Below are 12,552 nucleotides of genomic sequence, written 5' to 3' on the forward strand. Positions count from 1 at the left end.
TGTTACATTCACCCGTGTAACAATCGGCTGTTAGAATGGTCTGTAACTGCAACGAATCTGTGGCGATCTTTACATGAAACAATTTTTAATACTGCTTATGCTGCTCAGCAGTTTTTCAGCTCAGGCGCGACCGAGTCTGCTGGAGAAGTTCGGGTTTAACGATGCCGATATGCCTCCCGAAGTGGATGAAGCATTTGCCTTTGATGCGGTATTGACCTCTCCAGAAACCATTCTGGCCGGCTGGCAAATCATGGAGGGGAATTACCTTTATCAGGATAAAATCCGTTTTGAAATAACTGATAGTGATGCGGTGCAGATAGGTGAATTCACCTTACCTGGCGGTGAGATGAAGAATGATGCCTATTTTGGGCTATCGGAAGTTTACACCAGCGATCTACAGCTAAACCTGCCTTTAATTCGCAACCAGACTGACGCAACCTCGGTGACGTTAACGGCTCACTATCAAGGTTGCTCTGAAACTTTTGGGATTTGTTATCCGCCTACTCGCAAGACCATTAATCTGAGTCTGCCCGCGGTTACGGATTCAGCAAGTACCGGGGCAGCGGCTGTCGAATCCGCCCCTGTTAACCCGGTCATGAACTCGAATGCTGTGAGCCAGCAGGATGAGATTTCCCAACGTCTGCAAAACGATAATCTGCTGCAGATTCTGTTCGGCTTTCTGGGGCTCGGCTTACTGCTCGCCTTTACGCCCTGTGTGTTTCCAATGATTCCGATTTTATCCGGCATCATTATTGGCCAGGGTGAACACATCACCACGCGCAGGGCATTTATTCTGTCACTTACCTATGTACTGGCCATGTCAGTTACTTACACAGCTGCCGGCGTATTAACCGGATTACTCGGCGGAAATCTGCAGGGAATGCTGCAAAATCCCTGGGTGATCTCCAGCTTTGTCGGCATCTTACTGTTGTTGTCTTTATCGATGTTTGGCTTTTTTGAATTGCAGTTACCGCATGGTTTACAACAACGCCTGCATCAGCTCAGCCATCGTCAGCAAGGCGGCACCTTAATCGGGGTGGCGTTAATGGGCTTGTTATCAGGATTAATTGTCGGACCGTGCCTGGCACCACCACTGGCCGGCGCATTGTTATTTATCAGTCAGCATGCCGATCCGATATTAGGTGGTGCAGCATTATTTGCGATGAGTATCGGCATGGGCATTCCGTTATTGATAATCGGTACATCTGCCGGGACCCTGTTACCTAAAGCTGGCCGCTGGATGGAAAATATCAAAGCGTTTTTTGGTGTGATGCTGATCGCGCTTGCCATCTGGATGCTGGATCGGATTATGCCGGGATGGGCGATTCTGTTTATGAGTGGTGCTCTGTTGATTATCAGCGCAGTATATCTGGGCGCACTTAACAGTCTGCCGATTGAAGCCACTGGTTGGCAAAAACTATGGAAAGGTCTTGGTTTACTGTCACTTATCAGCGGTGCTTTATTGCTGATCGGCAGCGCCAGTGGCGGAAATTCCATATTGCAGCCTCTGCATAACCTGACAATCGGCAATGCCAGCTCAACAACCACAGCAAAATTGCAGTTTACCAATGTGAATTCAGTTGAAGAGCTTGAATCAGCGCTAAGCCAAAGCAATCAACCGGTAATGCTGGATTTTTATGCAGACTGGTGTACCGATTGTAAGGCTATGGAGCAAACCACTTTTCGTGATCCTCAGGTTGTCAGCATCCTGCAGAATTTTACGCTACTGAAAGTCGACCTCACCGATAATACCGATGCGCATCAAGCGCTATTAAAAGCCCTTCGCGTCTTTGGACCGCCAAGCATGTTGTTTTATGATAAAAATGCTAACGAATCAGCCTCTCATCGTTTGGTTGGACATGTCTCTGCCGCCCAGTTGAACGCTCATCTGGCGGATTTCCTTGCTCAATCAACAAAATAGTGAGAATGCCTGTATTTCGGCGAAATTAGCGACAAAAAGCCGGTTTTTTCGTTAAAAAGCTGGACAATAAAGCGCTGGCTAGTGCAAAATCCCGCCTTATATTTCCAGCGTTGGTGTGTTGTCGTTATGGCGAAATTTCTAGTATTGCATGGCCCCAATCTGAATCTGCTGGGTCAGCGCGAGCCTGAAATTTACGGTGCCACAACCCTTGATGATATCAACACCCGACTGCAACAGTTGGCGCAGGCTGACGGACACCAACTCGATTGCCTCCAAAGCAATGCCGAGCATGAACTTATTTCGGCTATTCAGTCAGCACGCCAGCAATATGATTTTATTTTAATAAACCCGGCAGCATTTACGCATACGAGCGTGGCACTTCGTGATGCTTTAGCTGCGGTGGCAATACCTTTTATAGAAATACACCTGTCCAATGTGCATCGTCGTGAAGCATTTCGCCAACAGTCCTATTTTTCAGATCTGGCTGTCGGTGTAATTTGTGGACTCGGAGCACAAGGTTATGAATTGGCATTACAAGCTGCCATTAAACACACCAACCCTCAAGGCTAAATCATGGATATTCGTAAAATAAAAAAATTGATTGATTTGATTCAGGAATCGGATGTTGCTGAAATCGAAATTTCTGAAGGTGAAGAATCTGTTCGTATCAGCCGCGCCAGCACTGTCCAACCACAACAACAGTATTTTGCTGCGCCACAACCTGCATCAGCGGCACCCAGCACGCCCTCTTTTGCCAGTGAAGCCGCCACTACAGCAGCAGCGGCCGCAGCTACTAAAACCTCTAACGAAGCCAATGCAGTGCGTTCGCCAATGGTTGGCACTTTTTATCGTTCGCCGTCACCTGAAGCGGCTTCCTTTGTAGAAGTGGGTCAGCAAGTTTCAGCCGGTGATGTCATTTGTATCATTGAAGCGATGAAAATGTTCAATCAGATTGAAGCCGATCGCAGCGGAACCGTTAAAGCTATTCTGGTTGAAGATGGCCACCCGGTTGAGTATGACGAACCATTGATCGTTATCGAATAATATTGCTGACAGCTCCGGCTGTTATCGCAAGCCAAAAACTGCGGATAAAACAACATGATTGATAAAATTGTCATCGCTAATCGTGGCGAGATTGCTTTGCGTATTCTCAGATCCTGCTGGGAGCTGGGTATCAAAACCGTGGCCGTCCACTCAGACGTGGATCGTGATTTGAAACACGTGCTACTGGCAGACGAAAGTGTCTGTATCGGCCCGGCACCATCCGGTCTCAGTTATCTGAATGTACCGGCGTTAATCAGCGCGGCTGAAATCACCGATGCCACAGCAATCCACCCTGGCTATGGTTTCCTGTCTGAAAATGCTGACTTTGCTGAACGTGTCGAAGAAAGTGGTTTTATTTTCATTGGTCCCCGTCCTGAAACTATTCGTATGATGGGTGACAAAGTAGAAGCGATTAAAGCCATGAAAACCGCTGGTGTACCGTGTGTTCCCGGTTCGGATGGCCCCCTGGGCAATGATGATCAAACCAATTTACGTCTGGCACGTGAAATTGGTTACCCGATTATTATCAAAGCAGCTGGCGGCGGCGGTGGACGCGGTATGCGTGAAGTTCACAGTGAAGCGCATTTGCTGAATGCGATTGCCTTAACCAAAAGCGAAGCTAAATCCGCGTTCAGCAATGATATGGTTTACATGGAGAAATTCCTGGAAAACCCACGCCATATCGAGTTTCAGGTACTGGCAGATGAGCATGGTAATGCCGTCCATTTAGGTGAACGTGACTGTTCTATGCAACGCCGACACCAGAAAGTCGTTGAAGAAGCACCTGCACCAGGCATCACTTCCGAAATGCGTGATCGTATGGGTAAAGTCTGTGCGGATGCCTGTATACGTATCGGTTATCGCGGTGCCGGCACGTTTGAGTTCCTCTATCAGGATGGTGAGTTCTATTTCATTGAGATGAATACCCGCATTCAGGTCGAACACCCGGTCACAGAGCGGGTTACCGGTGTGGATCTGGTTGCTGAACAAATCCGCATTGCTTCTGGTATGCCACTTTCTGTGAAACAGGAAGACATTGTGATGCGCGGTCATGCCATTGAATGCCGTATTAATGCAGAAGATCCACGTACCTTTATGCCTAGTCCGGGTCTGGTTACGCATTATCATGCGCCAGGCGGCGCTGGTATCCGCATGGATTCACATCTTTACAGCGGCTATCGTGTACCACCAAATTATGATTCATTGATAGGCAAGCTGATTGCCTACGGTAATACCCGTGAATCAGCGATTGCCCGTATGCGTACTGCGCTCAAAGAAATCGGCATTGAAGGCATCAAAACCAATGTTGAACTGCAACGTGACATTATGGATGACACGCATTTCCAGACCGGTGGCACCAATATCCACTATCTTGAAAAGAAACTCGGACTGTAAGTCCGTCCGTTATGGCTTGGATCCAACTTATTTTCACCAGCTCACCGCAGCAGGCAGAAGCGTTATCTGATGCTCTGTCTGAGAGCGGTGCAGCGGCAGTCACTTTTCAGGACAATGCCGATCAGCCTATCTACGAACCCGCTATAGGCGAAACACCTTTGTGGTCTGCGACCTCGGTTATTGCCTTATTTGATGCTGAAACGGACACTGACGCGCTACTGATCTCACTGCAATCTCAGCTAACGGATTTACCTGACTGCCGCATTGAAGCGGTTGAAGATAAAGACTGGGAACGTGAGTGGATGGACAATTTCAAACCTATCTGTTTCGGTGAGAAATTGTGGATCGTCCCCAGCTGGCATCAACCACCGCAACCAGAAGCCATTAATATCTTGTTAGATCCGGGTTTGGCGTTCGGTACTGGCACTCACCCAACCACCGCTTTATGTCTGCAATGGCTGGATCAGGCTGATTTAACCGGTAAAACAGTCATTGATTACGGCTGTGGCAGTGGCGTCCTGGCGATAGCTGCTGCCCTGCTTGGGGCCGATAAAGTGATTGGTGTGGATACCGATCCTCAGGCTCTGGAAGCCACTCAGGCTAATGCTCAGCGTAATGGCGTGATAATTGAGACCTATTTGCCGCAACATTGCCCGACTGTTGAATGTGACTTATTGCTGGCGAATATTCTTGCGGGTCCGTTAATTGAACTTATGCCGCGTTTTATCGAGTTAACCCGTCCTCAAACTCAGCTGGTGTTATCCGGACTTTTGGATGTTCAAGCCGAGACATTACGCCAGCATTATCAAACAGCATTTGATATGGACTCCCCCGTTGTGCTGGAAGAGTGGGCACGTCTGAGCGGTATTCGTCATGGCTGATAAAGCTTTTTCTATAGGGCCTTACACCTTGCCCAATAATCTGTTTCTGGCACCGATGGCAGGCGTGACCGATCGGCCATTTCGCCAGCTTTGTCGCAAACTCGGTGCCGGCATGGCGGTTTCGGAAATGATTACCGCCAATAAAGCCTTATGGGCCAGCAAAAAATCATTGTTACGCGCCAATCATGAAGGTGAACCTGAACCACGTAGTGTGCAGATTGCTGGCGCCGATCCGCAGATGATGGCTGAAGCAGCACGCCATAATGTGGCGGAAGGCGCGCATATTATCGATATCAATATGGGCTGTCCGGCAAAAAAAGTCTGCAATGTCATGGCCGGCTCGGCTTTGTTACAACATGAAAAACTGGTCGGCGATATTCTGGAAGCCGTTGTTCAAGCCGTTGACGTTCCGGTGACCTTAAAAATTCGTACTGGCTGGGATCGGGATAATCGCAATGGGGTACGAATTGCCAGAATTGCTGAAGATGCCGGTATTCAAGCCTTAGCAGTACATGGTCGAACCCGCGCTGATGCCTATAAAGGTGATGCTGAATACGACACCATTGCTGAAATCAAATCACGCATTAGGATTCCGGTGATTGCCAATGGCGATATTGAAACGCCACAGAAAGCCTTAATGGTCTTGCAAAAAACCGGGGCCGATGGGTTAATGATTGGTCGTGCAGCGCAAGGCAACCCTTGGATATTCCAGCAAATACTGCATTTCTTACAAACGGGTGACAATTTACCTGAACCTTCTGTCACAGAAGTGCAACAGATCTTGATTAGTCACCTCAACACGCTGTACGATTTCTATGGTGAATATTCCGGTGTGCGCATGGCACGGAAACATATTGCTTGGTACAGCAAAGGCTTACGCAATGGCAATGCCTTTCGCCAACAGATGAATACACTGGAGAAAGCTGAACAACAGCTCGCTTTTACAGATGCTTTTTTTGCGCAACTCGCTGACAAGGATTCACTGGCCGCATGAATAACGCGCTGAACAACGACTTAGCTGATTGTATTGATTTGGGCGTGACCGCTGAACAGCAACACGCGCCATTAAACCAATGTGTCACCAATGCACTGAAAACCTATTTTGAACAACTCGACGGCCACTCCCCGGCCAATTTATATGAAATGCTGATGACCGAAGTTGAAGTTCCGCTGTTACAGGCCGCTTTGGCGCATACCCACGGAAATCAAAGTCGCGCTGCCGAAATTCTGGGCATTAACCGCGGCACCCTGCGAAAAAAACTCAAGCAATACGGCTTGTAATCAAGCCTGAATCTCAATCTGGAATCCTGATGAACTCGATTAAACGCGCACTGTTGAGTGTTTCTGACAAAACCGGCATTGTTGAATTTGCCAAACAATTGCAAGATCTCAACGTTGAATTACTCTCTACCGGCGGCACCGCTAAATTGCTCTCCGAAGCCGGTTTAAATGTTAAAGAAGTCTCCGAACATACCGGTTTTCCGGAAATGATGGATGGCCGCATCAAAACATTACATCCTAAAATTCATGGTGGCCTGCTGGGGCGTCGCGGTAAAGATGACAGCATTATGCAACAGCATGACATCGCACCGATTGATCTGGTGGTGGTGAATTTATATCCGTTTGAAGCCACCGTGGCACGTGAAGACTGCCCGCTGGAAGACGCCATTGAAAACATTGATATCGGTGGTCCGACCATGTTGCGTGCAGCGGCCAAAAATCACGCTGACGTAACGGTCATTGTTGATCCGGTTGATTACGTTCGGGTGATTGAGCAGATTCAATCGCAAGGTGGTACTGATGATCACACCCGTTTTGATCTGGCTTTGAAAACCTTTGAACACACTGCACATTACGATGGTGCGATTGCCAATTATCTTGGCACGATTCAGGCTGATAAAAGCAAAGCCGCATTCCCACGCACATTTAATAGCCAGTTCCAGCTCAAGCAGGCGATGCGTTATGGCGAAAACCCGCATCAAAAAGCCGCTTTTTATGTTGAAAAACAGGCTGAGACTGGCTCAATCGGTGCCGCTATCCAGTTACAGGGCAAAGAATTGTCCTATAACAACATCGCCGATACGGATGCAGCGCTGGAATGCGTCAAAGTTTTTAACGACAAACCGGCCTGTGTGATTGTTAAGCATGCTAATCCCTGTGGTGTCGCGACAGCCGATGATTTGCTGACAGCGTATGACCTGGCCTATCAAACTGATCCGACTTCGGCGTTTGGCGGCATTATTGCCTTTAACCGCGAACTTGACGGCAAAACAGCACAGGCCATTATTGACCGTCAGTTTGTTGAAGTGATTATCGCCCCGAAAATCAGCGATGCGGCCAAAGCCGTGGTTGCCGGTAAAACCAATGTGCGTTTGCTGTGCAGTGGTGATTTCCCGGCTAATCCGGCGACTGATTTTGATTTCAAACGTGTGACAGGGGGATTACTGGTGCAGGACCGTGATATTCAGATTGTCACTGAGGCTGAATTAAAAGTTGTCACTAAACTGCAACCTAACAAACAACAACTGGCTGATCTGTTGTTTGCCTGGCGGGTCGCAAAGTTTGTGAAATCCAACGCGATTGTTTATGCCAAAAACCAGCAAACAGTCGGTATTGGTGCCGGCCAGATGAGTCGTGTAGTCAGTAGTCGTATTGCAGGTATCAAAGCCAATGATGCCGGTTTGACCGTTCCTGGTGCCGTGATGGCATCCGACGCTTTCTTCCCGTTCCGTGATGGTCTGGATGCCGCTGCTGAAGCCGGGATCAGTGCGGTTATTCAGCCGGGTGGTTCGATGCGTGATGATGAAGTCATTGCTGCAGCCGATGAGCATGGCATTGCGATGGTATTTACCGGCATGCGGCATTTCCGCCACTAAGTTTGAGTGACTTGTGGATCGCGCTCAGGCTCTACGTGTATTTCAGGCACATAACCGCGCCAGAGTCAGTCGTTTAACAGAGCTTGCCCCCCACAAACAGGCGTTATTTTTTCGTCTGCTGCCACTGTTATTTCATATTAACCATAAACTGCTGCCGGGCTATGTCAGTGATGACTGCCCGGCAGGCATTATGGATTATCAGCCCGATAATGAAGCACTGAACAGTGCTATCAGTCTTAATCGCAACTTCAGTCATCGCCGAAGAGCATTACGCCGCTATGCATTACGTGGGCTTTATCTGCTTAATCCCACAGGGCAAATCCGTTACCCGGAACCGGCAAGCTTTGATTTATGGTTAGTGCATCACGCCACGTTAAAACCTGAACATTTGACTATCCTGCAAAGCAAGGCTGAATCAATTGTCCAGTGGGCAGCCAGCCTGGGTATTTATTTGCGATATCGCTTACTGGATGAAACACAATGCCGTACCGATGCACTTTCCGGTTCTGAACGGGAACAGTTTTATCTACAAGGCCTTTGTATTGCTGGCAGCGCACCGCTCTGGTGGTTAATCACCACCGAAGAGCAACTATCCTACCCTCAAGTTGCTGAACGGCTGCTCTCACAACGCGGATTAACTCAAATCAGTCTAATGGACTTTGGTTTTGATCAGTCCAGCAAGGCAGAAGACCTGTTTAATGAAGCCTGCCAGGCGCTCAAGAAAAGCATTCAAGGCGATATTACTGCCCTGCTGGATTTAGTGTTTGTTCAACACCAGTTAGCACTGTTTCCAAATATTATCCATTTATCTGAACGCTATAAACAAAAGGTTGAGCAAGGGGAAACAGACAGTATGCTGGTGGAACCCGCCAGCCTGAAACTTGCTGCGATAGAACAATTTGCTGCAACAAACGACCAGCATCGGGCCAGGCAATCTTATTACGCACTCTGCTCGGAGCGTTTATCCCAGCAGGTAAAGCATCCCCAGTTTGCCTGGCGACGTCATAGCCTGTTGCGGCTTCAAACAGATTGGAACTGGTCAGCCGAGACACTCAAAAATGAAGACAGCCGCACTGGATGGAGCTACCCGCAGCGTCACCAGTGGTGGCTGGATCTTTCCCGGACATTAGAAAAGGTTTTTTCTGCTTTGCAGTTATTTGCCAGCCAACATTCGGTAAGCAATGTGACCGAGCTCAATGAGCTGCAACAGTTAATGAGCCTGGCTGCAAATAACCATGATTCGGTTATCGAACAGCTGCCAATGGCTTTGCAAACGACTGAGGGTCCGGATCAGCTTTTTCTTTACCGGTTTAGTGAACAAACAGAGTGGAAGCTCAGCACCATTCCTCTCAACGATGCCAAGCAGGTCGGGCTGAAACAACATTCCTCCCTGGTATGTTTACTGGTCTGGGCAGTGCGTAACCATATACTTACCACGCGAAGCTGGTTAAAAGTAGCGGATCAGAAACACCAGATATCGATTAATCTGGTATTGGAATTGACCCAGACCTTATTAAAATCGGCTTTACCCTCATTTCAGCATGAAATTAGCAGTGAATTATTACTGCAGCAGGCAAAAGCCGAGAAATTGATGCTGTTTGCCAATTTGCAACCACCCGGCGGAGATTTCCAGCAAGCTGGCGCAGTGCAAATGGCCAGTCTGAATAATGACCCTCTAAGTTATACCTCGAGCAGACAAAATCTGGTGCACAGCCTCGATCTGGTGATTTATAGTAGCTGGGGGCAGTGGCATCATTATCGGTTCGATAGTCAAAACGCAGTGGTTGAAACTCTCCGTCAAGTGCTGAGCTGGCCGCCGGCAACACAATTGAGCAGCCATATTTCCGTCTGGTGTGCCACCGGTTTTTTTGGTCAGGCCATTAATATGCGTTTGCAGCGTTTGTTTGAAGCGGTATTAACGCATTATCAGTATTATCCTCAGCAAGGTCGTTATCTGCTGATGCTGGGGGATCGTCTTTCTCAACTGCAATGGCATGACGGACACATGCTAATAAAGCAATTTGCAGCAGAAAAAAAACTTAGCCAGGCGCTTGCTGAAGAACAAAAACAGTATCTGCCAAGCCGTGTGGACAGCTATCTGGATTCGGATAATCTGCTCAATTCCCTATTACAGTATCAGCAGCAGCAAACGGTAAGTTTATTTGCCTATCGTCAGACAGAGAACACAGAAGTCTATGTTGTTGATGAACTGGGACGTATACAGCAATTTACCTATCCGGCATTAACGGAATCTCAGCTACTCGCTCAATTGAAATTATTTATCCTCAACAGCCTCGGGGATTCGACTATGCATTGCGAATGCTATCAACTACTGAGACAACAACAGCGCTGGCAGATAAATGCGATTAAACCCAACCGCCCTGACTCAGCAAGCTTTTCGGTTATCTGGCAAATTACCGGTGCCCAACTGGCACTGGGTTTGAATTCACATACGGTGAAAACCGATCTCGGTGATCCGCAGTTAAGTCAAATTCTGGCTGAGTTATTTCAACAGCATCAGGGTCGCAAACCGGCTTTTTATTTTATCGATAAGTTACAGTTTGTTCCTAAGGCAGCTTATTCCAGTTTGTTTTTTCTGAATCGAAAATACGAACTTGAGCAGCAGTTTAATACGGTAACGCTTTAGATTTCGCTACAGCTCTTTTATGATGTGGCGTCTGACCAATAATAAAGAATAGGTATGATTAAAGTAGGTATTGTCGGCGGCACTGGTTACACCGGTGTTGAATTACTCCGGTTATTAGCGGTTCATCCGCACGTTTCCCTGGAGGTGATCACCTCGCGCAGCGAAGCAGGTATGCCAGTGAGTGACCTGTATCCCAATCTGCGTGGACATGTTGACCTGTGTTTTACTGTTCCTGATGACGATGCCCTGGCCGCCTGTGATGTAGTGTTTTTTGCGACACCGCATACAGTAGCCATGGCCAGTGTGCCCGCCTTAATTGAACGCGGTGTAAGGGTGATTGATCTGTCAGCTGATTTTCGTCTGAAAGATATTGCTTTATGGGAAAAGTGGTACGACACGGCGCATACTTGTCCACATTTAGCTGAATTAGCGGTATATGGCCTACCCGAACTAAACCGTGAAAAAATTCGTGAGGCACAGTTAGTGGCTGTTGCCGGCTGTTACCCAACGGCTGTGCAGTTAGGCTATATGCCCTTACTCGAGATGGGACTGATTGATCCTCAGCACTTGATTGCTGATGCCAAATCCGGCACCAGTGGTGCCGGACGTAAAGCCAGTATCGGCACTTTACTGACAGAAGCCAGTGAAAACATGAAGGCCTATGCGGTAGCCGGACATCGTCACTTACCGGAAATTCGCCAAGGTCTCGAACAGATGAATGGTTCAGCAGTGGGACTGACTTTTGTGCCCCATCTGACGCCGATGATTCGCGGTATTCATGCCACACTGTACAGTCAACTGCTTAAAGCAACTGACCTGCAAAGCCTGTTTGAACAGCGTTTTGCTGATGAACCTTTTGTTGATGTGATGCCGGCCGGCTCGCATCCCGAAACCAGAAGTGTCCGCGGTGCCAATGTTTGTCGAATTGCCGTTCATCAACCTGAGAATGCTGATACAGTTGTGGTGTTATCAGTTATTGATAATCTGGTTAAAGGTGCATCAGGGCAGGCGATACAAAATATGAATATCATGTTCGATCTTGATGAGCGCGCTGGCATCAATCTTATTGCGACTCTCCCCTGATGACTTCGCCATTGGATAGCTATGTTATTCAACCAAAGCGCCCTTGGCGGCTCATATTGTGGATTGTTTTATCAGTGATTATCACCGGACTGATTCAATGGTATTGGTTTAATCATGACAGTGGCGAAAAGGCGCGTCTGATTGAACACAATAAACATCTGACCGAACAGGTTGCCGCTATGAAAAATCAGCTTATGCAGCAATCCGAGTCACAGCAAAATCAGCAACAAGTCCAGGCCATGCATCAGGCAACTGTCCAACAGTTGCAGAATCGACTTGAACAGTTGCAAAAGAAAGTCATCGACCTCGACAAAGAACTGCTTTTTTATCAGAACATTACGCAAGGAAACAGCACCAGTGAACTGCAAATCCGGGATTTGCAGTTACGACCGGAGGCAGAAAATCCAGAACAATTACGCTATCGTCTGGTGATAACCCAAGGCAAAAATATCAGCGAGCCGATCACCGGTGAAGTCATGATCAAACTGCAAAATTCTGAGGGTGAAGGCGAAGAAGCCAAAACCATCGATCTTAACGTTACCGAACACCCGCTGAATCTGCGTCATGTTCAGGTTATTGAAGGTGTTTTCAATCTAAGTGAAATTTCTGTTCCGGAGCAAATCAGCGTCAGTTTGCGCCAGAAAGACAAAGTATTAATTTCACGTAACTTTGATTGGCAAACAGATACGCCCGTCGGGCAATGAG

11 protein-coding genes are annotated in these 12,552 nt (G+C 47.9%); all 11 read left to right on the forward strand.

Annotated elements, in window-relative coordinates; genetic code table 11:
- Nucleotides 1-73: 73 nt before the first annotated feature.
- The 11 genes from dsbD to B2337_RS06395 all read left to right on the forward strand — a co-directional run bounded on the left by dsbD (nt 74) and on the right by B2337_RS06395 (nt 12,551).
- The gene (dsbD, locus tag B2337_RS06345) at nt 74-1,921 is read left to right on the forward strand and encodes a protein-disulfide reductase DsbD (RefSeq protein ID WP_292414655.1); all 1,848 of its coding nucleotides are present in this window, start codon (nt 74-76) and stop codon (nt 1,919-1,921) included.
- A gap of 126 nt (nt 1,922-2,047) precedes the next feature.
- Nucleotides 2,048-2,491 carry a type II 3-dehydroquinate dehydratase gene (aroQ, locus tag B2337_RS06350; protein WP_292361295.1) on the forward strand — a complete coding sequence of 148 codons (444 nt, stop codon included), beginning with the start codon at nt 2,048-2,050 and terminating at the stop codon, nt 2,489-2,491.
- A gap of 3 nt (nt 2,492-2,494) precedes the next feature.
- Entirely contained in the window at nt 2,495-2,965 is a 471-nt protein-coding gene (gene accB / locus B2337_RS06355; protein WP_292361296.1) for an acetyl-CoA carboxylase biotin carboxyl carrier protein, read from the forward strand.
- A gap of 54 nt (nt 2,966-3,019) precedes the next feature.
- Complete coding sequence (accC, locus tag B2337_RS06360) at nt 3,020-4,360, forward strand: acetyl-CoA carboxylase biotin carboxylase subunit (protein WP_292361297.1); 1,341 nt, start codon at nt 3,020-3,022, stop codon at nt 4,358-4,360.
- An 11-nt stretch (nt 4,361-4,371) separates the two neighbouring features.
- Nucleotides 4,372-5,241 (forward strand): 50S ribosomal protein L11 methyltransferase, encoded by an 870-nt coding sequence (gene prmA / locus B2337_RS06365; protein WP_292414654.1) that lies wholly within the window; start codon nt 4,372-4,374, stop codon nt 5,239-5,241.
- Nucleotides 5,234-6,235 (forward strand): tRNA dihydrouridine synthase DusB, encoded by a 1,002-nt coding sequence (gene dusB / locus B2337_RS06370; protein WP_292414653.1) that lies wholly within the window; start codon nt 5,234-5,236, stop codon nt 6,233-6,235. Before prmA ends, dusB begins: the two co-directional genes overlap by 8 nt.
- A complete protein-coding gene (gene fis, locus B2337_RS06375; protein WP_069294753.1) occupies nt 6,232-6,522 on the forward strand; it encodes a DNA-binding transcriptional regulator Fis in 291 nt (96 codons plus the stop codon). The genes dusB and fis overlap by 4 nt, the downstream gene beginning before the upstream one ends.
- Before the next feature lie 29 nt (nt 6,523-6,551).
- Nucleotides 6,552-8,117 (forward strand): bifunctional phosphoribosylaminoimidazolecarboxamide formyltransferase/IMP cyclohydrolase, encoded by a 1,566-nt coding sequence (gene purH, locus B2337_RS06380; protein WP_292414652.1) that lies wholly within the window; start codon nt 6,552-6,554, stop codon nt 8,115-8,117.
- Between the two features lie 13 nt (nt 8,118-8,130).
- Nucleotides 8,131-10,764, forward strand: a complete 2,634-nt coding sequence (locus B2337_RS06385; protein WP_292414650.1) for a class I adenylate cyclase — start codon at nt 8,131-8,133, stop codon at nt 10,762-10,764.
- Nucleotides 10,765-10,818: 54 nt separating this feature from the next.
- Complete coding sequence (gene argC, locus B2337_RS06390; protein ID WP_292361302.1) at nt 10,819-11,847, forward strand: N-acetyl-gamma-glutamyl-phosphate reductase; 1,029 nt, start codon at nt 10,819-10,821, stop codon at nt 11,845-11,847.
- A gap of 74 nt (nt 11,848-11,921) precedes the next feature.
- Entirely contained in the window at nt 11,922-12,551 is a 630-nt protein-coding gene (locus B2337_RS06395; protein WP_292361303.1) for a DUF6776 family protein, read from the forward strand.
- Nucleotide 12,552: the final 1 nt, after the last annotated feature.

It is taken from the genome of Methylophaga sp. UBA3192 (assembly GCA_002363955.1).
Lineage (GTDB): Bacteria > Pseudomonadota > Gammaproteobacteria > Nitrosococcales > Methylophagaceae > Methylophaga.